This is a genomic window from Shewanella aquimarina (assembly GCF_023349185.1).
GTDB lineage: Bacteria > Pseudomonadota > Gammaproteobacteria > Enterobacterales > Shewanellaceae > Shewanella > Shewanella aquimarina.
Map to the genome: position 1 here is coordinate 122777 of NZ_JAKIKY010000007.1, position 23105 is coordinate 145881.

The 23105-nt window shown below is 52.5% G+C and carries 25 protein-coding genes and 1 pseudogene; 12 read left to right on the forward strand and 14 right to left on the reverse strand.

What is annotated here, in order from left to right:
• Positions 1 to 54 precede the first annotated feature (54 nt).
• A complete protein-coding gene (locus L2731_RS10430) occupies positions 55 to 756 on the reverse strand; it encodes a YggS family pyridoxal phosphate-dependent enzyme (RefSeq protein ID WP_249253020.1) in 702 nt (233 codons plus the stop codon).
• Positions 757 to 791: 35 nt separating this feature from the next.
• On the opposite strand from L2731_RS10430, the gene L2731_RS10435 reads away from it, so the two are divergent.
• From L2731_RS10435 to hemH, 3 genes are all read left to right on the forward strand, one after another.
• On the forward strand, positions 792 to 1829 hold the full coding sequence (locus tag L2731_RS10435; RefSeq protein ID WP_041510434.1) for a type IV pilus twitching motility protein PilT: 1038 nt from the start codon (positions 792 to 794) through the stop codon (positions 1827 to 1829).
• 12 nt (positions 1830 to 1841) lie between these two features.
• Positions 1842 to 2954, forward strand: a complete 1113-nt coding sequence (locus L2731_RS10440; RefSeq protein WP_239849908.1) for a PilT/PilU family type 4a pilus ATPase — start codon at positions 1842 to 1844, stop codon at positions 2952 to 2954.
• Between the two features lie 227 nt (positions 2955 to 3181).
• Positions 3182 to 4195, forward strand: coding sequence for a ferrochelatase (hemH, locus tag L2731_RS10445; RefSeq protein ID WP_249253022.1), 1014 nt, complete (start codon positions 3182 to 3184; stop codon positions 4193 to 4195).
• Between the two features lie 416 nt (positions 4196 to 4611).
• Here hemH and L2731_RS10450 read toward each other — a convergent pair.
• Positions 4612 to 4860: pseudogene (locus tag L2731_RS10450) on the reverse strand (transposase); the annotation flags it as partial.
• A gap of 123 nt (positions 4861 to 4983) precedes the next feature.
• On the opposite strand from L2731_RS10450, the gene L2731_RS10455 reads away from it, so the two are divergent.
• Together L2731_RS10455 and L2731_RS10460 are read left to right on the forward strand one after the other, a co-directional pair.
• The gene (locus L2731_RS10455) at positions 4984 to 5193 is read left to right on the forward strand and encodes a hypothetical protein (RefSeq protein WP_249253024.1); all 210 of its coding nucleotides are present in this window, start codon (positions 4984 to 4986) and stop codon (positions 5191 to 5193) included.
• Positions 5194 to 5417: 224 nt separating this feature from the next.
• Positions 5418 to 5960, forward strand: coding sequence for a hypothetical protein (locus L2731_RS10460; protein ID WP_249253026.1), 543 nt, complete (start codon positions 5418 to 5420; stop codon positions 5958 to 5960).
• Between the two features lie 552 nt (positions 5961 to 6512).
• Here the strand turns inward: L2731_RS10460 and ruvX are convergent.
• The 4 genes from ruvX to L2731_RS10480 all read right to left on the reverse strand — a co-directional run bounded on the left by ruvX (position 6513) and on the right by L2731_RS10480 (position 8388).
• Positions 6513 to 6932 carry a Holliday junction resolvase RuvX gene (gene ruvX / locus L2731_RS10465; RefSeq protein ID WP_220058764.1) on the reverse strand — a complete coding sequence of 140 codons (420 nt, stop codon included), beginning with the start codon at positions 6930 to 6932 and terminating at the stop codon, positions 6513 to 6515.
• Between the two features lie 21 nt (positions 6933 to 6953).
• Positions 6954 to 7511 (reverse strand): YqgE/AlgH family protein, encoded by a 558-nt coding sequence (locus tag L2731_RS10470; RefSeq protein WP_249253028.1) that lies wholly within the window; start codon positions 7509 to 7511, stop codon positions 6954 to 6956.
• A gap of 16 nt (positions 7512 to 7527) precedes the next feature.
• On the reverse strand, positions 7528 to 7857 hold the full coding sequence (gene yciH, locus L2731_RS10475) for a stress response translation initiation inhibitor YciH (RefSeq protein WP_041510556.1): 330 nt from the start codon (positions 7855 to 7857) through the stop codon (positions 7528 to 7530).
• Between the two features lie 216 nt (positions 7858 to 8073).
• On the reverse strand, positions 8074 to 8388 hold the full coding sequence (locus tag L2731_RS10480; protein WP_249253030.1) for a hypothetical protein: 315 nt from the start codon (positions 8386 to 8388) through the stop codon (positions 8074 to 8076).
• A gap of 173 nt (positions 8389 to 8561) precedes the next feature.
• On the opposite strand from L2731_RS10480, the gene L2731_RS10485 reads away from it, so the two are divergent.
• Both L2731_RS10485 and L2731_RS10490 read left to right on the forward strand, forming a co-directional pair.
• Positions 8562 to 9125 carry a DUF4136 domain-containing protein gene (locus tag L2731_RS10485; RefSeq protein WP_249253032.1) on the forward strand — a complete coding sequence of 188 codons (564 nt, stop codon included), beginning with the start codon at positions 8562 to 8564 and terminating at the stop codon, positions 9123 to 9125.
• Between the two features lie 280 nt (positions 9126 to 9405).
• Positions 9406 to 9855 carry a DUF924 family protein gene (locus L2731_RS10490; protein ID WP_239849914.1) on the forward strand — a complete coding sequence of 150 codons (450 nt, stop codon included), beginning with the start codon at positions 9406 to 9408 and terminating at the stop codon, positions 9853 to 9855.
• Positions 9856 to 10221: 366 nt separating this feature from the next.
• Here the strand turns inward: L2731_RS10490 and L2731_RS10495 are convergent, their stop codons facing one another.
• Positions 10222 to 11097 carry a LysR family transcriptional regulator gene (locus L2731_RS10495; RefSeq protein WP_249253034.1) on the reverse strand — a complete coding sequence of 292 codons (876 nt, stop codon included), beginning with the start codon at positions 11095 to 11097 and terminating at the stop codon, positions 10222 to 10224.
• A gap of 144 nt (positions 11098 to 11241) precedes the next feature.
• Here L2731_RS10495 and L2731_RS10500 point away from each other — a divergent pair, with 144 nt between their 5' ends.
• The 3 genes from L2731_RS10500 to L2731_RS10510 all read left to right on the forward strand — a co-directional run bounded on the left by L2731_RS10500 (position 11242) and on the right by L2731_RS10510 (position 13415).
• Entirely contained in the window at positions 11242 to 11664 is a 423-nt protein-coding gene (locus L2731_RS10500) for a PACE efflux transporter (RefSeq protein WP_249253035.1), read from the forward strand.
• Positions 11665 to 11850: 186 nt separating this feature from the next.
• Positions 11851 to 12561 (forward strand): OmpA family protein, encoded by a 711-nt coding sequence (locus L2731_RS10505; RefSeq protein WP_249253036.1) that lies wholly within the window; start codon positions 11851 to 11853, stop codon positions 12559 to 12561.
• 29 nt (positions 12562 to 12590) lie between these two features.
• Positions 12591 to 13415 carry a mechanosensitive ion channel family protein gene (locus tag L2731_RS10510; protein WP_239849917.1) on the forward strand — a complete coding sequence of 275 codons (825 nt, stop codon included), beginning with the start codon at positions 12591 to 12593 and terminating at the stop codon, positions 13413 to 13415.
• Between the two features lie 97 nt (positions 13416 to 13512).
• Here the strand turns inward: L2731_RS10510 and L2731_RS10515 are convergent, their stop codons facing one another.
• Positions 13513 to 14166 carry a trimeric intracellular cation channel family protein gene (locus L2731_RS10515; protein WP_249253037.1) on the reverse strand — a complete coding sequence of 218 codons (654 nt, stop codon included), beginning with the start codon at positions 14164 to 14166 and terminating at the stop codon, positions 13513 to 13515.
• Positions 14167 to 14482: 316 nt separating this feature from the next.
• Between L2731_RS10515 and ltaE the strand changes: the two genes are divergently transcribed.
• The gene (gene ltaE / locus L2731_RS10520; RefSeq protein ID WP_249253038.1) at positions 14483 to 15490 is read left to right on the forward strand and encodes a low-specificity L-threonine aldolase; all 1008 of its coding nucleotides are present in this window, start codon (positions 14483 to 14485) and stop codon (positions 15488 to 15490) included.
• Between the two features lie 79 nt (positions 15491 to 15569).
• Here the strand turns inward: ltaE and L2731_RS10525 are convergent, their stop codons facing one another.
• The 3 genes from L2731_RS10525 to L2731_RS10535 all read right to left on the reverse strand — a co-directional run bounded on the left by L2731_RS10525 (position 15570) and on the right by L2731_RS10535 (position 19626).
• Positions 15570 to 16376 (reverse strand): hypothetical protein, encoded by an 807-nt coding sequence (locus L2731_RS10525; RefSeq protein ID WP_249253039.1) that lies wholly within the window; start codon positions 16374 to 16376, stop codon positions 15570 to 15572.
• Between the two features lie 101 nt (positions 16377 to 16477).
• Positions 16478 to 18115, reverse strand: coding sequence for an alkaline phosphatase family protein (locus L2731_RS10530; protein WP_041510448.1), 1638 nt, complete (start codon positions 18113 to 18115; stop codon positions 16478 to 16480).
• 14 nt (positions 18116 to 18129) lie between these two features.
• Positions 18130 to 19626, reverse strand: coding sequence for an alkaline phosphatase (locus L2731_RS10535; protein WP_041510558.1), 1497 nt, complete (start codon positions 19624 to 19626; stop codon positions 18130 to 18132).
• A gap of 283 nt (positions 19627 to 19909) precedes the next feature.
• Here L2731_RS10535 and L2731_RS10540 point away from each other — a divergent pair, with 283 nt between their 5' ends.
• Positions 19910 to 20278: an acyl-CoA thioesterase gene (locus tag L2731_RS10540; protein WP_041510449.1), complete on the forward strand. Its 369-nt coding sequence runs from the start codon at positions 19910 to 19912 to the stop codon at positions 20276 to 20278.
• Positions 20279 to 20387: 109 nt separating this feature from the next.
• On the opposite strand, the gene L2731_RS10545 is transcribed toward L2731_RS10540, so the two are convergent.
• The 3 genes from L2731_RS10545 to L2731_RS10555 all read right to left on the reverse strand — a co-directional run bounded on the left by L2731_RS10545 (position 20388) and on the right by L2731_RS10555 (position 22662).
• A complete protein-coding gene (locus L2731_RS10545; RefSeq protein WP_041510450.1) occupies positions 20388 to 20594 on the reverse strand; it encodes a hypothetical protein in 207 nt (68 codons plus the stop codon).
• A gap of 74 nt (positions 20595 to 20668) precedes the next feature.
• On the reverse strand, positions 20669 to 21970 hold the full coding sequence (locus L2731_RS10550; protein WP_249253040.1) for an NAD(P)/FAD-dependent oxidoreductase: 1302 nt from the start codon (positions 21968 to 21970) through the stop codon (positions 20669 to 20671).
• A 326-nt stretch (positions 21971 to 22296) separates the two neighbouring features.
• A complete protein-coding gene (locus L2731_RS10555; RefSeq protein WP_041510452.1) occupies positions 22297 to 22662 on the reverse strand; it encodes a hypothetical protein in 366 nt (121 codons plus the stop codon).
• Positions 22663 to 23105: the final 443 nt, after the last annotated feature.

The window sequence follows — 23105 nt, forward strand, 5'->3', positions numbered from 1 at the left end:
TCTATATTTGGGCGCTTAGGCTAATTACAAGGGGTCAGCCTTAGGCGTGATATTCTAAGCTTTGGCATAATCCCGGGCGCCGAAGATGGCGCTGCCGATCCGCACCATGGTGGAGCCCGCGGCAATCGCCTGTTCCAGGTCCTGGCTCATCCCCATGGAGAGGGTATCAAGGTCTGGGTGCCGCAGTTTCAGCGCGTTAAATAAGGTCTGCATCTGACTGAATTCGTCCTGCTGCAGCGCAACATCGTCTGTGGCGGTGGGAATGGCCATAAGCCCTCTCAGGGTCAGCCTGGGCAGGGATGCGATGGTTTCGGCTAGGTGAGCGACCTCATCTGGATTAATGCCCGACTTGCTCTCCTCCTGGCTGACATTCACCTGGATGCAGACCTGCAGCGGCGCAAGGTGGTCGGGGCGCTGCTCGCTCAGGCGTCTGGCAATCTTCTCCCGGCTCAGTGTGTGCATCCAGTCGAAGTGCTCGGCAATGGTGCGTGTCTTGTTTGACTGCAGCGGGCCGATGAAGTGCCATTCGATGTCGCCATGGCTTTCGCGCAGGGCATTTATCTTCTCTTCACCCTCCTGGACATAGTTTTCACCAAAAAGCCGCTGCCCGGCATCATATGCCGCTACTATCTGATCTATGGGCTTAGTTTTACTGACTGCCAGCAGCTGAATCTCCTTGCTATCACGTGATGAATTTTGCGCCGCTTGAGCGATTCTTTGGTGGGCGTGGGCCAGTCTGTCTGCTATTGTTGTCATGTTGTAAGTTTTTGGTTGAATGGATATCCCATACTATGGAAATCACAGAGTTACTTGCCTTTAGTGTAAAACACAACGCGTCGGATCTACACCTTTCTGCGGGAGTATCTCCCATGATACGTGTTGATGGTGAGGTCAGAAAGATCAATCTGCCTGCCCTGGATCATCAAGGCGTACACAGCCTCGTTTATGACATCATGAACGACAAACAGCGTAAAGATTATGAAGAGCATTTAGAGATAGATTTCTCGTTCGAAGTGCCCAACTTAGCCCGTTTCCGTGTGAACGCCTTTAACCAGTCGCGTGGCGCCGCGGCCGTGTTCCGTACCATTCCCAGCGAGATCTTAAGCCTGGAGAAACTGGGCGCCCCTGAGATTTTCAAGAAGATTGCCAGCTTTCCCCGCGGTCTGGTGTTGGTCACAGGCCCGACCGGTTCGGGTAAGAGTACCACCCTGGCCGGCATGATAGATTATGTGAACGAAAACCGTCACGACCATATCCTGACCATCGAAGACCCTATCGAATTCGTGCACCAGAACAAGCAATGTCTAATCAACCAGCGTGAAGTGCACAGACACACTCACAGCTTCAACGCCGCGCTGCGTAGTGCACTGCGTGAAGACCCGGACGTGATCCTGGTGGGTGAGATGCGTGACCTCGAAACCATACGTCTGGCCATGACGGCGGCGGAAACCGGTCACCTGGTATTTGGTACCCTGCACACCACCTCGGCGGCGAAGACTATTGACCGTGTGGTCGACGTATTCCCTGAGGGCGAGAAGAGTATGGTGCGAACCATGTTGTCAGAGTCGCTACAGGCGGTTATCTCCCAGACCCTTATTAAGAAGGTGGGCGGTGGCCGTGTGGCGGCGCACGAGATCATGATGGGTACCCCGGCGATTCGTAACCTTATCCGTGAAGATAAGGTAGCGCAGATGTACTCGGCTATTCAGACGGGTATGGCTCACGGTATGCAGACCCTAGATCAGTGTCTGCAAAATCTGGTCAGTCGTGGCCTGATCACCCGTGAAGATGCGATGGCCAAGAGTTCTAATAAAAACGCTAGTTTCTAATAAGGTTTGAGTATGGAAGTTCGTCCATTTTTAAAGGTGATGGTAGAGCGTAAGGCGTCGGATCTCTTTATCACCGCCGGCTTTCCCCCCAGTGCTAAGGTTGATGGCGAGGTGCGTCCACTTGCCGAGAACCCCTTTACCCCGGCCCAGGCGCTGGAGTTTGTCGAATCTTTGATGACTGAGGCCCAACGTAAAGAGTTTCACGAGACTCGTGAATGTAACTTCGCCTACGGCGAGAAAGGCTTGGGGCGTTTTCGTGTCAGCGCCTTCTGGCAGCGCGAGTCGCCGGGCTGTGTGATGCGTCGCATCGAGACCAAGATCCCGCTGGTAGAAGATTTGAAACTGCCGCCAATCCTGAAAGACCTGGTGATGAGTAAGCGTGGCCTTATTATCATGGTGGGTGGTACGGGTACGGGTAAGTCGACCTCGTTGGCGGCCCTGGTGGGTTATCGTAACGCCAACGCCCGTGGCCATATCCTGACAATCGAAGATCCGGTGGAATTCGTGCACGACCATCGCAAGAGCATCATCACCCAGCGTGAGGTGGGTATAGATACCGAGTCTTTCGATGCCGCGCTTAAGAGCTCGCTGCGTCAGGCGCCAGACGTGATTCTCATCGGTGAGATCCGTACCCAGGAAACCATGGAATTTGCCCTGTCGTTCGCCGAAACCGGTCACCTGTGTATGGCTACCCTGCACGCCAACAACGCCAACCAGGCGCTGGACCGCATCATGCACCTGGTGCCCGAGAGTAAACATCAACAGCTGTTGTTCGACTTGTCGTTAAACCTTCGCGGCATCGTGGCGCAGCAACTGGTACCTAAGAGCGACGGTACGGGGCGCCGGGCGGCCATCGAGGTATTGATCAACACCCCAAGGGTTGCCAGCATTATCCAGAAGAACGAGCTGCACCTGCTTAAGGAAACCATGGCGAAATCCAACGAGCAGGGGATGCAGACCTTCGACCAGGCGCTGCTTAAGCTCTATGTGGAAGGTGAGATCAGCTACTCGGATGCGTTGCACCACGCCGATTCGCCAAACGATCTGCGCTTGATGATCAAGCTGCAAAGCTCAGAGTCTGCAAGCTCAGGCTTCATGGAAGGTGTGACGCTGGATCTCGACTAGCCTTTGATAGCACTTTGAAAAAACCGATAATCCTTTTATCGGTTTTTTTATGGGCGGGCCTTGATCTAAGCTGCTCTAATGGGCGTACAAGATGAGTGCTCAGTTGCTTTTAGAGTAAGTGAGAGAGCGCAAGTGAGATAAGAGCCAGTTCGATAAAATCAATCGAGTTGAGCGTAAGCGGACAAGTGCAAGGCAGGCGCCTGAACAGATAAAAACAAGGAATCATTTTGGCAAAATACTTTGGATTAAATAAACAGCAGGGCCATGGTGGTCGTGGCAAGACCACAGTACTGCTGATGAATCTGGGCACACCGGACGCGCCAACGACGGGCGCGGTGCGGCGTTATCTGGCGGAGTTTCTGTCTGACCCTCGCGTGGTGGAGATCCCTAAGTTGGTGTGGATGCTGATACTGCACGGCATCATACTCAGAGTCCGCCCGGCCAAGTCGGCGACCCTGTATCAGTCTATCTGGACCGAGCTGGGCTCACCCCTGATGGCCATCACTAAGGCCCAGCGCGACAAGCTGCAGCAAAGCCTGAGTGATGCGGGCATGGCGGTCAATGTGGATTTTTGCATGCGTTACGGTCAGCCGAGCGTCAAGGAGACGCTGAAAAAGCTGCATGCAGAGGGCAGCGACAAGCTTATTGTCTTGCCCCTTTATCCTCAGTACGCCGCGCCTACCACGGCCTCGGCATTCGATGCTATTGCTAAAGAGCTGATGTCCTGGCGCTACCTGCCGTCGCTGCACTTTATCAACAGCTATCATGACCATCCCGATTATATCGCGGCCTTGGCCGAATCTATCGCCGAGGATTTTGCAAAGCATGGCAAGCCTAAGAAGTTAGTGCTCTCTTACCATGGCATGCCCGAGCGTAACCTGCACCTTGGCGACCCCTACTACTGCCTTTGTCAGAAGACCACCCGTCTGGTGGTAGAGCGTCTGGAACTCAGTGAGAATGACTATATCACCACCTTCCAGTCGCGCTTCGGCAAGGCCAAGTGGCTCGGCCCCTACACGGATGCCACCCTCGAAGCCCTTGGGAAAGAGGGCGTGGATGATGTCGCCATCGTCTGCCCGGCCTTTAGCGCCGATTGTCTTGAGACACTCGAGGAGATAGAACACGAGAACCGGGATGTGTTCACCCAGGCCGGTGGCAAGAAGTATCGTTATATTGCCTGCCTCAATGACAGGGATGATCATATCGAGATGATGGCGAATTTGGTGAAGCCTTATCTTTAGCTGAGTTAGGTTAAAGGGGGGATTCTTGGTTGCCTCAAGGGGGGCATTAGTTTGCTTGATTAGCATTTGGCGACATGCTCACTTATTAAATGAGTTGAAGGTTGTACTTTCACTTCTATCAATTGCCTGCGGCAGGCTTATGTGTAAGCACTCTTTTGGCACGCCGCAAGCACGTATATGGACACCTCGGATAGATCAAACATTTTGTGAGTAACAGAAAGTAATACTGCGTACGTATATCCGACCTGTTTGTGAGCATCATTGTGCTCTGGCCTTAATGAGAACCGCGCCTTCGCTGCTTATCGTCCGTTCGGTGTTACAACACCTTGTGCTCTCTCAGCATTTACGAAGGCCGGTATTACCTGTTACTTCATTAATAGTGTTCGGTTTTTAGGGTATGTAATTGTTCTTGTTGTTTAGCCAGGTCTGTACTCCGTTTTGTAGTAAAGCATTGCCCAAATGATTCTGGCGAGTTTGTTGGCCACAGCTATCGCCGCTTTCTGTTTGCCTCTTCGTTCGATGACCTTTCTTGCCCAGACTGATAACCTGTCGTCGTTATTATTGGCGTAGCGTATGACAGACCAAGCACCTTGAATCAGCTGTCGTCTTAGATAGCTGTTTCCCCGCTTGGTGATAGCTCCTAATTTCTGTTTTCCACCACTTGAGATAATGATAAGTCTGGGTTATACGCTGTGAAGTTCCTTCTCGGCTGGGGTTGCTGGACAGGGGGATAGAGTCTACTTATAATGCCTAATATATACGTCAAGGGACGTGAGGATGTGTTTATAATGCTGAACTCCATATTTACATTTGTAACTTTTGGTATTGTCGGCTCCAAAGAAGATAGAGAGCTTTCGAACAGGATCAAGAATTCCTATACTTCTTTGGATGTAATCGGTCGTGGTACAGTTGTTGTAAGTGCCAAAGAAGTACATCAAGACTTGGTTGCCTCTGGGGTGTATGACAAAGCTGATAGACTTGTGAGACAACGAGGATAATGCTTCTTCTTCTTGTACTACCTGTTCTTGTAAGCGGATTTCTATTATTTCACTTTCATCCTTACTACAAATACAAACTTCATAGATATGAAGGGCAATACCTTTATTTGAGGAGTGCTCAGTTTGGGTTATATTGCTTTCTCATTTCAATATTTATTGATTCATATGCATACTCAAATCTTCCAGCTAGTGTAACAGTTTGTAGCTTTGTATTTGAGATTGATTTGCATAAGTTTGTAAATGGAATCCTCTCTAGTTACGAAGTTCTTAATAGTACCGAAGTACCGAAATTAGCATGGATACTGGTAGTTATAATTACATCTCTTGTTGTTCCACTTCTTTGGAGCGGCCTTTCTTTTCTAAAGTACTTTATTCGTTACTGGACTCTATCGACAAGACAGCCTTTGATTGCCAAAGTACTCTCTGACAGCCCTTTGGACGCCTTTTTATTCGAAGCTATGCTCAAAAAAGGAGAGCACCTAGTGATGCTTTCTCTATCAGATAGAAAAGTATATGTTGGTAAAATTCTCAGCATGGGAGAACCAAATGAATCTGAAGGCCCTGACCAAGAAGTGCTTTTAAAACCCGTTATGAGTGGGTATAGAAAAACTGAAGATTTAACTGTTGAATTTACAACCTCTTACAATGGACTTGATGAAGACACATTTATCACTATACGACAAGATCTGATTGTGTCTGCTTGTGAGTTTAAATTTGACACTTACGAAAACTTAAATCCCAAAAAAGAGCCGTGGTCACCAGTTTGAGAGGAAACAACGGAAGCTAGCAAACAAATTCAATACGTTCACTTCGTTCACCGTACAAGCTAACGCCTGCCTTTTATTTTGGCGTAAAGCATACAAAAATTAATCAGAATCAGATGGATAGCGTTAAAAATCTAATTTGTTTGTCTCCTGAGTGTTCCCATACCGCCCAATCGAAGAGATGGATAACTGGGTGTAGATACGCCGGGAGCTTCCGAAACAGGGATGTTTCGGCAGAGCCTAAAGGGATTTATTTACGGCGTCTCACAGGCGTATCTGCACAAAAAGCCTGCTGCCAAGCAATTCAAAATAATGACGGTCAACGCTAGAGTTAGCTTTACTACAGGACAGACCAAGCTAGATGCTAGGTTTAGAAACCTCCGCCACCATTATTCCACTTACTGTAAGTCATTCAAGAACAACAGCGAATAGCGCTAGTTGGGTAAATGCTAACTACCCTATGGGAATAGGTTAAAAAGGGAAAGTCTAACTTTAGGCAATAAAAGTCGGGCAATAAAAAGCGGCCTTGTTTGGCCGCCTTCGAACGTTCAAATTTTAGTAGAGATTCTCGAAATAACTCTCGATGATGAGTACCGCCGACATGGAGTCGACCTGACCCTTGGACAGGGCCTTGTAGCCGCCCATCTCGAACAGTCTGGCCTTGGCGTCGGCTGTGGTGAGGCGTTCATCCTGGGTGGCTGTCTTGACGCCGAAGCGGCCGCTGATGCGGTTGGCAAACTTGCGCGCTCTCTGGGTCATCTCTTGCTCTGTACCATCCATGTTGAGGGGCAGGCCGACGACGATAAGGTCGGGTTTCCACTCCTTGATGAGCGCCTCTATCTCTTCCCATCTGGGGATGCCGTCGTTGGCCTTGAGGGAGGCGAGGGGGGTGGCGCTGCCTGTGATCTGCTGGCCGATGGCGACGCCTATGCTCTTGGTGCCGAAGTCGAAGCCCAAGACACTTGCTGAACTCATAGTGAATTTTATCCTTTACTGTTAGGCGTGACCGGCCTGGGAGGAGAGCTGCCAGATATCGAAGCCCAATGATTCTGTGGCCTTCTGCCAGCGCTGCTCATGAGCTGTGTTGAACATCAGATCCATATTGACGGGGATGGAGAGCCAGGTGTTGTCGGCCAGCTCCTGTTCCAGCTGGTGGCGTCCCCAGCCTGCATAGCCGAGGGCGACGATAAACTGTTCGGGCGCCTCTTTGCCGCCCAGGGAGGTGAGTACGTCGCGGGAGGTGGTGAGCATGAGATCATCACTGATCTGCTGGCTGTTGCTCCACTGTGACTGCGGCGTATGCAGCACGAAGCCTTTCTCTTGCCCAACCGGGCCCCCCACCAGAACCTTGCTGTTGATGCTCTCTATGGTATGAAAATCATCCAGCTCCATCTGTCTGAGCAGCTCATTGACATCGACCCCTATGGGGCGGTTGATCATCAGCCCCATGGCACCTTGTTCGTTGTGCTCGCACAGGTAGATCACGCTGCGCTCGAAGAAGGTATCCTTGAGCGAGGGCATGGCAATGAGTAAATGATTTTGCAAACTTTCCATCTAGCACTCCAATGGGTTAACCACCCGCCAGTTTCACCTGATAATTAAGCTTTTCCAACAGGGTTTTCAGTTGTTCACGGTTGTCGGTTTGGATCTCTATGTTGAACTCTTTTACCGTACCGCCGCAACCGCACTGTTTCTTGAGTTTCTGCGCCAAAGCTTTGAGTGCTTTCTCGTCCAGGCCCAGGCCCTTGATCACCGAGACGCCTTTGCCTTTACGGCCCTTGCTGTCTTTATGAATGCGTACTATGCCATCGCCTTCCGGGATAGCCTTGGTTTCCTTGGGTTGGTCTATTTTGCCGCCATCAGTGCTGTACACCAGGGCAATATTGGGATCGATTCTCATCATCTGTCACACACTTAACTAAGATACCCTGAGTCTATCAAATTGAAACTCCCTTGTGGGAGGAGTAATCCCTAGATACAAAAAAAAGACCACCCTAGGGTGGTCATGGATAAGCAACGATACCAAATGCAGGGAGGTATCAATGTTTTAATATCCCAAGGCGCCAGGCGAGCTGGCGCAATCAGTGAGCAAAACTCTTTAAGCGAAACCTAGAGGCTAGAGATACTGCAGCGCCAACATCAGCAGTGACAGGCCTGTGTAGGCGGCGCAGGGAAGGATGAAACGATGAAAGCGGCTGATGGCCACGCTACAGGCGGTGAGGGCGAAGCCGATGGCGATGCTGGCGTGACTCGAGCTATAACCCTTTGCCAGGGCGATCATCATGACAAGCAGTGCCAGCATAGGCAGGGTAAAGAGCACCCACTGGGAGGCCTTGATCTTAGTGCTGTCCGCCATGGGCGTGGCCAGGGATTTAGGGGCAAACATAAACACTGCGCTGGCGATAACAAATGCTGTGATAAACCAAGTCATGATACGAATCTCAATTAACCTTAATTGATAATCATTATCATTTAGGTTTTTACTGAAGTCAAGCTGAATGAAACGCCATTTACAATAAAGAAGAGTTGTAGAACAGAGGTTTGCTAGGTAAGCTTTAGGATAAATTCCTGTTTAAGCCATGTCTGAAACATGCTGGAGAGTCTATGAAAAAGGTGATTATCTTGGCCGCTGCACTTGCCCTTTCGGCCTGTAGCACACTGAAAACCAGCTCCGATTATGATCCTAAGGTCAACTTCGATGAGGTGAAGACCTATGCCTGGGTGGTTAAGAAGACAGAGGATACTACCTATAACTTAGACGGCTTGATGGATCAGCGTGTTCGCGAGGCGGTAGACCGTGAACTGCAGATGAAGGGAATCAGTAAAGTCGAGGCAGACAGTGCCGACGTGCTGGTGAACTACTTCACTAAGGTCGACAAGAAGATCAATGTCGATACCTTTAATACCAACTTTGGTTATGACCCCTACTACTATCGTCCAGGCTGGGGCTGGAGCGGCAGTGTGCATACTCAAACCACGGTGCGCGAGTATGAGGTGGGAACCTTAGTGCTGGATATGATCAACAGAGAGACGGGTAACCTCATCTGGCGCGGCTCGGTTGCCGATACCATCCGAGATAAGAGTACGCCAGAGGAGCGCGTCGAGGTGGTTAATAAGGCGGTAGCGGCCATGATGCTTAACTACCCACCACAGCAAGCGGCGAAATAGCCTTTTAGTTTGTTAGTAAAGCGGCCCTTGGCCGCTTTTTTATGCTTGTTGTTTTGTTTTCCCTATTTTGTTTCCCCTATTTAGTACCTTTGCTATTTGCCTCTGTTACTTTAGTGCTTAAGCAAAAGTGTGAGCCGCTCGACGCCGTGTCACTCCTATTTACGACTTCCTTCGACCAAAGTCCAAGTTATCCGACCGCTGGCCTGGTGTTATCCTGCCTCGACCAAGATTTTTTAAACTCATGATTTAATCGTATCTTTAATTGTATCTAGGGGGCAGCGTGGAACAGTTTTTACAGCAGTGGTTTCACCACTATGAGAAGGGCGAAGGTGTCGAGGCCAAGGAGCTATGCCCGGAGACCTTGAGTCATTGGCAGCAACTGCTGGTGGGTGCCAAGTCGGGTGAGCTGGAGCACTGGCAGAAGAATCCGCCGGGACGTCTGGCACTTATCCTTCTCATGGGGCCGGTGGCACATCTGCTGGAAGACGAGGCTGCCTTGGCCCTGCAGCTCAAGGCGCGGGATCTCTGTGTATCTGGAGTCGATCGCGGCTTCGATACCCAGCTCGAACCCCTGCAGCGCCGCTGCTTCTACGATCCCCTGTTCTATTCCAGCAAGAGTGAAGACAGGGCATTGCTGGTTCGCTTGCTGGAAGGGATGCAATCCCACATGGCTACCACAGCCAGACCCGCCTGGAGCCATTGGTATCAACAGGCCTCCCTCAGTAACTAGGGCCTGTTGACCTTTTGAGAACAATTTTTGTTCTAATTGAGCACGTTCAAATCGCGGCATGAGGCTTGAAGTATAGTTATTCTATATAAAAGCCGAGTAACAAAGAGTTGAACGTGCTCAAGACGAACCCTGCGGGCAGCGTCTGTATCATTTTTCTACTGCGTTATCGCTCATTGATGTAGTGCACTACATTACAATCGCTTTGCCTTGTATAAAAGCGATACAGAATGCTGCAAAAATGAACGCGAAAGATAAACAGGCCCTAGTGGGCGTTGACCAGACTAAGTCTATTTGCGGCGAGCCTGCTGGCTCGCCGCGCTAATCATCTATCCTGTCGTTGGCCACTAACTATTTAGGTGGCGTTCCTTAGGCGATGGCCGCACTCAATATTTGACGGAATACCCCGCTTACCTCTTGATTGACGCTGCTGTGCTGGATCAGATCCACATTGGCAATCCAGCCCATCTGCTCCATGGTGAGTGGAATATGGCATAGCTGCCCCTGCTCTAAGGCGTCCAGTACCAGGTGTTCGGGCAGCAGGGCCCAGCCAAAGCCAGACTTAGCCAGATCCAGCAGGGCATAGTAGTTGTCGGCGAGCCAGAGCTGGGGCGAGTGCTCCGCCTGAAAACTCCACTGCGGTCCCTGTTTGCTGCCTATGGTGAGTTGGCGATGGAGTTTCAACTGGTCGAGATTGTTCATGGTCGCCTTGGCCAGCGGATGCTTGGGGCTGACCACAGGTTCAAACTTCACTGAGCCCAGGGATTCAAAGTCTATCTGCTGGGGATAGATCTCCTCACTAAAGACCACCCCCATGTCCACGCTCTGTTGCCTGACCTGCTCGATAATCTCCTTGCTGGGCAGCATGCGCAGCTCGAGCTGCATCAGGGGGTAGCGGTCGGCAAACAGGCTCAGGTGCTGGCTGAACTCGGCGAAGGGGACCCCTTCGTCTATGGCCACACGAAACTGCTGCGGCAGTCCGGCGTCCAGCGAGTCGATGAGAGATTGCAGCCTTAGGTGCTGGGCAATCACGGCCCTGGCCTGGGGTAACAGGGTCTGGCCTGCCTGGGTCAGCACTGGGTAGCGACCGCTGCGGTCGAACAGCTGCGTATCGCAATCTATCTCCATGTTGATGATCTGCTGACTCACCGCAGACTGCACCTTATTGAGGCGCCTGGCCGCCGCCGAGAAGGAACCGGTTTCCACCGTTGCCAGAAAGAGTTGTAGCTGTTCGAGTGTTGGCATATCGTAAAATGAGATGGTATCTAACTTTTAAGTATCATATTTGTGGATAAAAATGGTCGCAAGTTAATTTTGCGGAGCGAGCTTATGTCTACCAAGATAGTGTCTACAAAGATTGTGCCTACAAAGAGGATACCTACAACCAGCATGTCTACAGCAGAGAGAATCCTACACTCTGTGTTGTTTGAAATTTTTGCCCTGGTGCTGGTGGTGCCCATCGCCATCTGGTTTACCGGCCATGGGGTGGCGGAGATGGCTGCCGTGGGGATCGGTCTTAGTCTCTACACGGTCACCTGGAACTATTTCTACAACCTGCAGTTCGATAAGTATTTCGGTGAAGATCGCACCAGGCGCACGCTTAAGCTGCGTGTGCTTCATGCCCTGGGTTTCGAAGGGGGACTAGTGTTTGTAACCGTGCCCGTGGTGGCTTGGTTTTTAGCCATCTCCATCTGGCAGGCGCTGATACTAGAAGCGGTTTTCTTGGTGGTGTTTTTCTTCTATGCCATTATCTTTAACTGGCTTTTTGACTGGGCAAGATCTAAGTTTTATGGGCAGCGTGTGGGCTCTTAATGGCTAGACTGGGCTCGGCGGCCAGGTGAAGGCCAGAATGAGAATTAATTTCACTAGATAGATATTCTTATATTGGAGATGCAGGCAGAAGGATATAAAATGTATCCCTGTCTGCATCTTTATATTTGATTGTTTTTCATGCGTTTTGAGACAGCTCTGTTTGAGTGATTGGCATGAGTGACTCCTATGACTGAACTAAGTAAGCTAATGGCGGGTGGTCGCCTAATGCCCACTTGCCGTGTAATGGGCAGCGCCTTTGTTTTAAAGGTGAGTCAGGGCCTGTTAGGCGCGCTTTGCAGCGTCTGGCTTGCCGGCGCCGTGCTGGCTCAGGGCTGGGTCGATAGGGATCGAGACGGGGTGCCAGACAGTAAAGATGCCTGCCCACACTCGCGCCCCAATGTCGCCGTCGATGCTATGGGCTGTGAGATTAGAGCCGAAGCGATGGCATGCATGGCTTCTAAGGGGGCGGGGTCGCAACTGATCGCTTGTGAGGGGGCTGAGCCCGGTAAAAGCGTTGAGCCGGCTAAGCAAGCTAGCACGGCTAATCAAGGTGCCAGTGAGCCTGATATCCTTCGCGTCTATTTCGCCTTCGGCAGCGCCGAGGTGGGTATCGACCAATGGCCGCAGCTGGCAAAGGTGCATGGCTTTCTAAAGACGAGCGATGCCAAGTTAACGCTAGTCGGGCACACGGATAACATCGGCAGCGAGGCGGTCAATATGAACCTGTCGCGCCAGCGCGCCGAGCGAGTAAAACAGATTTTTGTACAAGATTATGGCGTTGAGGCACAAAGGCTGTCGATAGTCGCCAAGGGGGCCAGCCAGCCCGTGACCGACAATGATGGTCCTGGCGGGCGAGCCTTAAACCGCAGAGTCGAGTTTATAGTTGAGGCCAGATAATCCTGGTCCATTTTATTAGGGAGCGTTACATGGAAAATTTGGATAAATATATCGAGCAAGCGCCCGAGCTGATCGTGACCTATGGTCTTCAGGTGATCTTTGCCATCGTCATTTTCTTTATCGGTAAGTACTTTGCCAAGGTGGCTAAGAACCTTACCACTAAGTTGATGAATAAACGCAAGATCGACAAGACTGTGGTCTCCTTTGTGGCCAACATGGCCTGGGCCCTGGTATTTGTCTTCACCGTCATCGCGACCTTAGGTCAGATCGGTGTTCAGACCGCTTCTCTGGTTGCCGTGATCGGTGCCGCCGGTTTAGCCGTGGGTCTGGCACTGCAGGGCTCGCTGTCTAACTTCGCCTCTGGCGTCTTGATGGTACTGTTCCGTCCATGTCGCGTGGGTGACTATATCGAGGCCGCTGGTATCGCGGGTACCGTCGATGAGATCACCATCTTCTCGACTAAGCTGCGCACCCCGGACAACAAGGTGATAGTGGCGCCTAACTCGTCAATCATGAACGGCACCATCACCAACTACTCGGCCATGGAAACCCGTCGTATCGACCTGGTGATCGGTGTCTCTTACGATGCCGACCTTAAGCAGACTAAAGACGTGCTTAAGCAGGTATTGGACAACAACGCCCATATCCTGAAAGATCCAGGCTACACGGTCGCGCTGACCGAGTTGGCGGATTCTTCGGTTAACTTCGTGGTACGTCCATGGGTCAAGGGTAGCGACTACTGGCCAGCCCGTTTCGAGATCCTAGAGCAGATTAAGCTGGCGCTGGATGAGAACAATATCGGTATTCCATATCCACAGATGGATATCTATGTCAAAGAGACCCCGGCGGCTTAAACCTTAAGTTGATTGACAGCAAAAAGGTCGGCATTTGCCGACCTTTTTTTGTGCCTAGATTTTGCGATACAAGGGGTGGTGAAAGGTTCGCAAAATCTTAATGGGCCTGACTGTCCTGATTGCTCTGATCCCCGTGCTGATAGTCAAACTTGGGCATGCCCCAGTGGTAGCGAATAGCCAGCATGCGGAAGCTAAAGCCGACGCTCAGGCTGATGGCCAGGTTGACCCATTCGGTGATCTCATAGCTGCGCAGCAGCATGTAGAGGCTGGCGGTGGTCAGCGAGACCAGGGCGTAGAGCTCCTTCTTGAAGATCAGCGGCACCTGATTACAGAGGATGTCGCGGATCACCCCGCCGAAGACGCCAGTCACTACACCCATGACGATGGCCAGAGCCGGGCTAAAACCCAAGAGCAATGTCTTCTGGGCGCCCACAATGGAGAATACCGCCAGCCCAAGTGCATCTATGGTCAGAAACAGCTTGGAGAGATAGCGCATCACGGGGGAGATGAGTACGGTCAGCAGGGAGGCGAAGGCGATGGCCAACAGGTAGTGGATGTTCTCGACCCAGATGAGGGGATAGTTGCCCAGGAGAATGTCGCGTAGGGTGCCGCCGCCGATGGCGGTGGCACAACCTATGATGACCACGCCAAACAGATCCATCTGTTTTCTGCCGGCGCACAGCGCACCTGTCATGGCCTCGGCCAGTATGCCGATGAGCCAGAGTAGGGTGATAAATTCAGCTTCTTGCATTGTCGATTCAGTCGGGAAAAAAGAGTGCGCATATTGCCAGTCTCTCACGGGAAATGACAGCGAGATTTTTTGAAAAGTTCGGATTAGATTTTTTAATTCTATATGTTGGTGAATTTTGGCTTGTTAGCAGTTTGTTGCCTTAAATATGGCTCATTGTGGTTTTCATCCTATTAGTTTATTCAGGTTAAAGCTAAGAGTGAGTGACGCCTGATGATAATTTTCTCGGCTGGCGTTAGGGCTGGCTCTAGCGAGGGCGGGCGGCGAGGAGTACTATTTGCGCTCGGTGTATCATTTTAAGATGAGTCGGACGGGGAAGATGATTGATTTTCGCAGTGACACAGTAACTCAGCCCACGGCGGCGATGCGCCGCGCCATGGCAGATGCCCAGGTTGGCGACGATGTGTATGGGGACGATCCCAGTGTTAACCGACTGGAGGCGATGGCGGCAGAGCGTTTTGGCTTCGACAGTGCCCTGTTTACCTCCTCGGGCACCCAGGCCAACCTGCTGGCGCTCATGTCTCACTGTGATCGTGGCGATGAGTATCTCTGTGGTCAACAGGCTCACAACTATAAGTTCGAGGGCGGTGGTGCCGCCGTGCTGGGCAGCATTCAGCCTCAGCCCCTCACCAATCAGGCTGACGGCAGCATATTGCTCTCTGATATCGAGGCGGCCATTAAGCCGGACGATTTCCATTTCGCCCGTACCCGCCTCCTGAGTCTGGAAAACACCATAGGCGGCAAAGTGTTGCCTCAGTCTTATCTGGCCGAGGCCCAGGCGCTGGCCTTCAACAAGCGGCTCAAGATCCACCTGGATGGCGCCAGGGTCGCCAATGCGGCGGTGGCGCAGAATCTGGATATTGCCGATATCACCCAATACTTCGACTCAGTCTCCATCTGCCTCTCCAAGGGCCTGTGTGCGCCCGTGGGCTCGCTGCTGCTCGGTGATGAGCGGCTGATCAACAAGGCGCGTCGCTGGCGTAAGATGCTAGGCGGCGGCATGCGTCAGGCCGGGATATTAGCCGTGGCCGGTGAAATCGCCCTGAACGATCAAGTTGCCCGCCTGGCAATCGACCATGAAAACGCCCGTTATCTGGCGGAGCAGTTGAGCAGCCTGGATGAGTTTGAGGTAGATCTTGGCGAGGTGCAGACCAACATGTTGTTTGCCCGGGTGGCCGACGGTGTGGCGATAGACAAGCTTGCCAGGGAGCTAAAGGCCTTAGGTATTCTCATTAGTCCGGGTAAGACGCTGAGGCTGGTCACCCATGCGGATATCAGCCGCGAAGATATCGACCTCTTTATCGATAAGTTCAAGGCGTTGCTCTGAGCGATTAGCTTGGCGAGACAGCCACAGTGAAAGCAAAAAGCCATCCTCAGGATGGCTTTTTTGTTATCAGGTAAACGGCCTAGTGATGGTGGTCGTGGCCGCCTTCAAGTTGCTTACCGTCTGCCGAGTAGAAGCCCGAGCTACCATGCTGAATAAAGCCCTGGGTGATCATCTTGGCGATAAAAGGGTCTGACTCGCTGTCGCCCACGTCGGCAAAGTCGAGGTCCTGATAGCCTGAGGTTAGCAGGTTGAACTCTTGCTGACTGACAGGGGTGAGCTTAGTGAGTCGGTAGTTAAGCTGCTGGCCGCTTTGGGTAATGGTCAGGCTGGCGGGGAGCCCAAGCTCGTCTATCCAGTCGAGTGCCAAAGATTGCCGCTGGCTCTTACTCGTATGTGAGTATCGCTGCTGGGTAAAACAGGCCGCCTGATGTTGCTCGCCCTTGTCGAATTGGCTTAAGGCTGCCGGAGAGATCAGATGAAACTGTTTGTCGATATCCGTATGGATATTGAGCGCCAGCAGATCGCTGCGGCGATAGCTTATCGAGCGATTCTGCTCGGGGAAGTAACGGATATACTCGCCATTTTTCTGCCAGGCCTCATAGCTGACCGGGCCGCGCTGGTAGATGATGGTGTCATCGAAGCGGGTAAGGATCAGCTGGTGGGCTTGCACCTTATCATCATTTCCAGCGGTTATCTGATAGCTGGCTTGAAAGCGTGTTGGCTGAGCGGCGCTGTCACAGATCAGAGTACCGGCGGCATGCAGATGCCCTTGGCTGTCTGACTGAGCATGAGCCATAGCTAGTTTTCCAAGGAGCAGGTTGCCCATTAGCAGGCTGCCGGTGACGCCTAAGAAGAGTGAGACTGACTTGAGTGTTGAGCGAGACATAATAGACCTACCGATATTTCTCTTAAAACTAAATAAGCAGCCTGACACCCTGCCCGAAACTAAGGAGCTGCTAGGGGCGTCAGGCTGCGGGTCGCTGCGCCTTATTGCGCCGCGGCCGCTTCTGCCTTGCTGACTAGGTCACCGGCAAAGTTCATCACATGGAAGATGTGATTCTGCTCGACCGTGCCTTCAATCAGGCTGGCGCCCGGGCCACGGGCGAAGATGGCAACGTCTTCACCGGCGTGGGTTTCGCTTCCCAGCGGTACCAGGGCTTCCTGGTGGAAACCGGCGCTCTGGGTGTCGATGTAGTTCAGGTCGACACGGCCAGGCTCGGCGGCGTAGTTGTAACGCTCATCGCCACCGGTTTCCAGCGAGCCAAAGCCCAGACCGTTGGCATAGCCAACAGTGGTGTATGGCATGCCGTTGGCATCGGTTGAGTTGGTCACTGAGGGCTGACCGTTTGAATCGTTGCTCTTCACTAGCCCCAGGATTGGGTTACCACGGGTTGGATAACCTGCGATGGTGAACACATGGCTGTGGTCGGCCGTGACCATGAGCAGGGTATCGTTAGCCGAGGTCTTCTCCATGGCCACACGCACCGCCTCAGAAAGGGCGATAGTGTCGTGCAGGGCACGGGCCGCGTTACCGGCATGGTGAGCATGGTCGATACGACCCGCTTCGACGATCAGTACGAAGCCCTTGTCGTTCTTGCTCAGGATGTCGATACTCTTAGCCGTCATCTCGGCCAGTGAAGGCTCGCCTTCGACGCCATCTTCGACTCTGTCATAGTCGTATTCCATGTGAGACGAGTTGAACAGACCCAGGGCGTGCTCTGTGGTGTTGGTGTCCATGGCCAGGAAGCCGTCACGGTCGGTGACATAGGCGGCGTTAGGATACTGCGCCATCCACTCGGCGGTCAGGTCGCGACCATCTGCACGCTTACCCGATTTGCCCTCAGGATCCACTGTGGTGTTAGGGATGAAGGCGCGGCGACCGCCACCCATGACCACGTTGATCCCCTTGCCGTCGTTGAAGTCCAGCATCTGAGCGGCGATATCTTTACAGCCGTTGGCAACGGCTTCGGCCGGCAGGTTGCTGTCTGCTTCCCAGTTACGCTCTGGCACATGGGCATAGGTTGCCGCAGGCGTGGCGTGCGTAATACGGGCGGTAGAGACTACGCCGGTAGACATGCCCGCCATGGCGGCCAGTTCCAATGATGTCACCAGGTCCTGACCTGTGGTCGATGAACACACGCCGCGCTCGACGCCTTCGGCCTGTGAGATCACGCCAACGTCTGTCTTCACACCTGTGACCATGGCGGTCATGGTGCCGGCAGAGTCTGGGGTTTGGCCGTCGACGTTATAGGTCTTAGCCAGGCCCAGATGCGGCAGGGTCTCGAAAGCGAGTGAGTTCTCTTCACCAGTTTGGCCCTTGAGCTGACCGTCTAAGATGCGCGCCGCCGTTACCGTGGATACGCCCATGCCGTCGCCGACGAATAGTATGATGTTCTTGGCGGCGCCCGCTTCGTTGTTCTTGCTCATGCCCGCGGCCTTGGTGACGCGGTTCTGACCGTCGATATACCACTGGTTGACGCCAGTCCAGTCTTTACCATTAGTGCCGTTGCTACCGTCGGTACCTGGCGTGCCGGCTGCGCCATCTTTGCCGTTGTCACCGTCGCTACCACAAGCCGCTAGGCCGAGAATGGCTGCTACTGACAGTACAAGTAGTTTCTTATTCATTTTGCTGCTCCCAATTAATACTTAGTACCGCCAAGCGCTTGGGCTTGGTTGATGATGTGGAAAATGACGTTCTGTTCCATCACGCCCTGTACCAGGTTTGCGCCTGGGCCCGTGGCGTGCAGGCTGATATCTTCACCTGCGTGTGTCTCGCTACCCATAGGGATAAGAGACTGCTGCATGAAGTCTTTGTCTTGGGTATCGACTGAAGATAGGTCGTCACGGTTACCCACAACGGCGCCAGGACCATTGGTGTAACCTAGGGTGGTGTATGGCTTGCCATCCAAGGCGGTCGAAACGCTGCCGTCTACGCCATGTACCAGACCAAGGATTGGGTTACCACGCTTTGGATAACCTGCGATGGTGAACACGTGGCTGTGGTCGGCAGTGACCAGGATCAGCGTCTCTTCCGGGTCGGTGTTTTCTACCGCGGCCTTGACGGCGTTAGACAGCTCGACGGCATCAGCCAGGGCGCGCTTGGCGTTGCCCGCGTGGTGACCGTGGTCGATACGACCCGACTCGACGATCAGCAAGTAGCCGTTGTCGTTCTTCTTCAGCATCTCGATAGATTTCGCTGTCATCTCGGTCAGCGAAGGCTCGCCGCCCACATCATCGGCGCGATCGGCCTCATATTCCATGTGAGACGAGTTAAACAGGCCCAGCAGGTGGTCTGTGGCGGCAACATCGATAGCGTCGAACTCTTCGCTGTTCCACACATAGGCGGCGTTGTCGAAGTTCTCGACCCAAGCCTTGGTCAGATCCAGGCCATCCTTACGCTTACCCTTCTTGTTCTCACCATCGGTCACGGTTTCAGGGATGAAGGCGCGGCGACCGCCACCCAGGGCGACCGTTAGGGCGTTGTCCTTGTCACGCATCACCATCTGATAGGCGATATCTTTACACTCGTTGGCAACCGCCTCGGCTGGCAGGTTGCTGTCTGCTTCCCAGTTACGCTCAGGGCTGTTGGCATAGGTAGCCGCCGGGGTGGCGTGGGTGATACGGGCGGTAGAGACCACACCGGTAGACAGGCCTTTGGCATTGGCCAGATCCACTAGGGTGACCAGCTCATTGCCTTTAGATGACAGGCAGTTGCCACGCAGTGATTGTTCTGACACTGAGAGTACACCCGCCTTAGACTTAACACCTGTGGCGATGGCTGTCATGGTGCCGGCGCTGTCAGGCGTCTGTTGGTTGGTGTTGTAGGTCTTGACTAGGGCGGTATGGTCGAACTTCTCGAAGCTTAGGAAGTTCTCTTCACCGCCTTGGTTACCGGCCAGCTGCTGGCCCTGGTAGATACGCGCGGCGGTCAGGGTAGAGATCCCCATGCCATCGCCCACAAATAGAATGACGTTTTTGGCCTTTGCTTTGGTTTCTAGTGTGGCCTTGTTTGACACCCGCTCGGCACTTTCCTTATACCAATGGCTGTCTGTCTGAACACTGGGTAACACGGCGCTGTTGGCGGCCATGGTTACTAGGCTGCAAGAGATCAACGCAGCTAATCTTTTTATCATCATCACTTTCATCATCCGTATTGGGTTGAAGTAAATTGTTCGCTATTTGAGATAAAGCGGCCTGATTGTCAGGTATCCAGATGACAGAATTGGTGAATTAAGATTGCAGTTATATGAAGCTAAGAAGTCGAAACCCTTTTTATGTCTGAGTTAACTTGGTGCACAGGGCACTAAATTAGTGAGTTTCGTGTCGATGACCTGTTTTTAATTGCCTGTTTTATATGGATTTATTTTGTTGGTCTGTTTCTTGTAACGCTTTCGTCTGAGTCTATCAGGGAGAGCACAAATGAAATATTACAGTCGACGCTTTATTAAACCCGAACATTTAAATCCGGCTAATGCATTGTTTGGCGGACAGCTTTTAAGCTGGATAGATGAGGAGGCGGCCATCTTCGCGGCCTGTCAGATGAACAGCCAGAGCATAGTCACCAAGATCATCTCGGAAATCAACTTCATGACGCCGGCGCGTCAGGGGGATGTGATCGAATTTGGCCTAGCGCTGATCAGCGCCGGGGTCAGTTCCATCACTGTCTGCTGTGAGGTGCGCAACAAGGTGACCCGGCTACCCGTGGTGACCATAGACAAGATGATCTTCGTTAACGTGGATGAAAACGGCCTGCCTAAGCCTCATGGGATGAGGGCTAATGCTGCTTAATAGTGCTGCTGGCTGAGCTAGAGATAGCGAATAAAAAAAGAGGGCGGATATGCCCTCTTTATCTGTAGCTCAAGGCTACTAAGGTTCAAGGCCCTAGGCCCATGCCGATTTAATTTTCTTTGCTGAGATCTTCTTTAACCGATTTAACCGCGTCGCGCGATGCGTGACCAATTGCCTTGGTGGTATCTCGGGTGGCGTGGCCGATATCTGTGGTCACTTCCTTGGTGGTGCTACCTATGGTGCGACCGGCTTCTTTAAGATCGGCGCAGGCGCTGAGGGCGCCAAGGATCATAACCGCGCTAATAATTTTTTTCATAATGATCTCATGTTGACGAAAGTTGGCACATTTTAACCCGTTAGTCCGGTAAGCGAAAGCCTCTACCCTAGCCCCTAGTGCAGCTTGAGGTGAGGGTGGATGATACGGCTGATCCCCTTGGCGAACATCAGCAGGCTGCCCTTAAAGATCCCATGGAGTTCAATCAGATGGCGCCGATAGAGCGAGGTATAGACGAACCTGGCTATCTTGCCCTCGACCAGAACGCCGCCACCGATGAAGGACATCAGGTTACCCACGGTATGGAACTTGGACAGGTTCACCAGGGAGCCGAGATCTTTGTAGAGATACTCCTTGCTGGGCGCCTGGCCGGCTAACATCAGGCCTATGTTGTCGGCCGTCATCAGTGCCATCTGCCGCGCCGACTGCCCCCTGGGCGGCACCCAGGAGCCGTCTGGCTGTGGGCAGGCGGCGCAGTCGCCGATGGCGAAGATGTGAGGATCCCGGGTGGTCTGCATGTTGGGCTTAACCATCACCTGATTGATATGATTGCTCTCCAGGCCGCCTATCTCACGCATGAAGTCGGGCGCCTTCACCCCGGTCGACCAGATGGTCATGTCGCTGGCGATGATCTGGCCGTCACAGGTGTGCAGCGCATTCTCATCGACCCGGTCGATGCGAGTATTGGTCATCACCCTGACGCCTATCTGATTGAGCTGGTCCGTTACCGCCTGGGAGATCTCCTGCTTCTCTACCTTGGGCAGAATGCGTGAGTCTGCCTCGATCAGGGTCACCTCCAGCAGGCTGGTGTCTATCTTGTAGCCGAAGCCACTGAGCTGCTCGACCGCGTGGTGCATCTCGGCCGACATCTCGACCCCGGTCGCGCCCGCGCCGACGACGGCTATCTTGATCTTGTCGTCCAGCTGGTGGTGGCTGGCATAGCGCATGAACTTGTTGAGCAGCATGGTGCGGATCTGCATCGCCTGCTGGGTGTTGTCGAGAAACACGCAGTGCTCCCTGACGCCGGGGATATTGAAGTCGTTGGCGATACTGCCGATGGCCAGCACCAGGTAGTCGTAGTCTATGCGGCGGGCGGGCAGGAGTTCGTTGTCCTTGTCGTCTAAGATGGGCGCCAGGATCACCTGCTTATGTTCTCGGTCGATATCTGTCATCGCCCCCTGCTGAAAATGGTAGCCGTGGGCGGCGGCATGGCTGCGGTAGCTGATGGCATCTATGCCGATATCCAGTGCCCCGGTGGCGACCTCATGCAGCAGGGGTTTCCAGATGTGGCTGTCGGCGCAGTCGATAAGGGTGATCTTGGCCTTGCCCTTACGTCCCAGTTTACGACCTAACTTGGTCGCTATCTCCATTCCACCCGCACCACCGCCGACGATGACGATATTGGCCACTGCACCCATGAGGCTATTGCTCCTATATTCTGCTTAAGTTGATGATTGGCTGGCATTGTTCTGCCAGCAAAACTGTCTCGAATCGAGAAAAGTGTAAGCTTGAGCCGATATTTTGACAATTAGCCTAAGTTGGCGAGATTAAGTGGGTGAAATAGGTGGTTTTTTCCTTTAACTATTTGTTTTGTAGTTTATTGTGATTTGGCTTTTTGCGGTTTAAGTCGGCGTGCATCACATTTTAGCGCGTCGTAAATGTGATCTGGATTGTTTTGCGAGCGGAAAAATGTGAGCCAGATCGGGTGGCGAACTGGCTCTTTTAGCTGTGGTTGAGTCGGCGACTAGGCGAGTTTGGCGAGTCGCTGACGATAGTCATCGATCAGGTGCGTCATGATCTCCTGCACCGAGCTGTCTTTGGTGGCATCGTCCATAAAGATCTTAAAGGTGACCAAGATATGGCCATCATTTTTCAGTCGGTCACTCTGCATCGAGAAGTAGGCGCTCTCGCCATCGGCTTCCCTGACGATAAAGCCGTCATGTTCGAAGATGCGGTGGCCGGATCTGTCGTGCCACTTGGTGATGCGATTCAGGCCAATTTCGCATGACTGATTGAATTCGATATGGTTTTGCCAGGTGGTTGGGTGGGCGGGATCCTTAATATGCGGGCATCTGACTGTATAGTTATAGACATGAGAAATGGCTGTCATAAATTACCTTCCTGATTATGGATACAAGGGCCATCATAGGCACTGCATTTCTTTAGGGTCAACAACTATTCGCCTGGTTTGCACCGATTTAGCCGGCCATGGGAGAAGACCCTTGACCTGTTGTAGCACGATAAGAACGGCCATAACCTTGTGCTGTGTCTCATTTTTACGCCCATTTTGCCATCTGCTTAATAAAGCATCAGCTAATAGACAAGTTGCGGACGTTCAGGTGGGACCTGTTAACATTTATCCTAAGAAAATCCCACTGCTCTCTGGTGATTACGCAAGTTGAAAAATTTAGAAAATGCCAAATGAGTCAGATAATTGCCCTTGCTATTCCTGGTGAAAGCATTAGCTTGTTACTAATATGATAAGCGGTTGTAAATGATGCTGCCGTCATTCACATCCGTCTGCCGTCTGATCAAAGTTATCCATGAATTGTC

Excerpts from the sequence above, each read along its gene's own strand:
- L2731_RS10530 (WP_041510448.1), bottom strand. The coding sequence starts at position 18,115 with ATGAATAAGAAACTACTTGTACTGTCAGTAGCAGCCATTCTCGGCCTA.
- ltaE (WP_249253038.1), top strand. The coding sequence starts at position 14,483 with ATGATTGATTTTCGCAGTGACACAGTAACTCAGCCCACGGCGGCGATG.
- L2731_RS10550 (WP_249253040.1), bottom strand. The coding sequence starts at position 21,970 with ATGGGTGCAGTGGCCAATATCGTCATCGTCGGCGGTGGTGCGGGTGGA.
- L2731_RS10535 (WP_041510558.1), bottom strand. The coding sequence starts at position 19,626 with ATGATGATAAAAAGATTAGCTGCGTTGATCTCTTGCAGCCTAGTAACC.
- L2731_RS10505 (WP_249253036.1), top strand. The coding sequence starts at position 11,851 with ATGACTGAACTAAGTAAGCTAATGGCGGGTGGTCGCCTAATGCCCACT.
- L2731_RS10555 (WP_041510452.1), bottom strand. The coding sequence starts at position 22,662 with ATGACAGCCATTTCTCATGTCTATAACTATACAGTCAGATGCCCGCAT.
- L2731_RS10440 (WP_239849908.1), top strand. The coding sequence starts at position 1,842 with ATGGAAGTTCGTCCATTTTTAAAGGTGATGGTAGAGCGTAAGGCGTCG.
- ruvX (WP_220058764.1), bottom strand. The coding sequence starts at position 6,932 with ATGAGTTCAGCAAGTGTCTTGGGCTTCGACTTCGGCACCAAGAGCATA.
- L2731_RS10480 (WP_249253030.1), bottom strand. The coding sequence starts at position 8,388 with ATGACTTGGTTTATCACAGCATTTGTTATCGCCAGCGCAGTGTTTATG.
- L2731_RS10485 (WP_249253032.1), top strand. The coding sequence starts at position 8,562 with ATGAAAAAGGTGATTATCTTGGCCGCTGCACTTGCCCTTTCGGCCTGT.
- L2731_RS10545 (WP_041510450.1), bottom strand. The coding sequence starts at position 20,594 with ATGAAAAAAATTATTAGCGCGGTTATGATCCTTGGCGCCCTCAGCGCC.
- L2731_RS10470 (WP_249253028.1), bottom strand. The coding sequence starts at position 7,511 with ATGGAAAGTTTGCAAAATCATTTACTCATTGCCATGCCCTCGCTCAAG.
- L2731_RS10510 (WP_239849917.1), top strand. The coding sequence starts at position 12,591 with ATGGAAAATTTGGATAAATATATCGAGCAAGCGCCCGAGCTGATCGTG.
- L2731_RS10515 (WP_249253037.1), bottom strand. The coding sequence starts at position 14,166 with ATGCAAGAAGCTGAATTTATCACCCTACTCTGGCTCATCGGCATACTG.
- yciH (WP_041510556.1), bottom strand. The coding sequence starts at position 7,857 with ATGAGAATCGATCCCAATATTGCCCTGGTGTACAGCACTGATGGCGGC.
- L2731_RS10540 (WP_041510449.1), top strand. The coding sequence starts at position 19,910 with ATGAAATATTACAGTCGACGCTTTATTAAACCCGAACATTTAAATCCG.
- L2731_RS10500 (WP_249253035.1), top strand. The coding sequence starts at position 11,242 with ATGTCTACAGCAGAGAGAATCCTACACTCTGTGTTGTTTGAAATTTTT.
- L2731_RS10435 (WP_041510434.1), top strand. The coding sequence starts at position 792 with ATGGAAATCACAGAGTTACTTGCCTTTAGTGTAAAACACAACGCGTCG.
- L2731_RS10430 (WP_249253020.1), bottom strand. The coding sequence starts at position 756 with ATGACAACAATAGCAGACAGACTGGCCCACGCCCACCAAAGAATCGCT.
- L2731_RS10455 (WP_249253024.1), top strand. The coding sequence starts at position 4,984 with ATGCTGAACTCCATATTTACATTTGTAACTTTTGGTATTGTCGGCTCC.
- L2731_RS10495 (WP_249253034.1), bottom strand. The coding sequence starts at position 11,097 with ATGCCAACACTCGAACAGCTACAACTCTTTCTGGCAACGGTGGAAACC.
- L2731_RS10525 (WP_249253039.1), bottom strand. The coding sequence starts at position 16,376 with ATGTCTCGCTCAACACTCAAGTCAGTCTCACTCTTCTTAGGCGTCACC.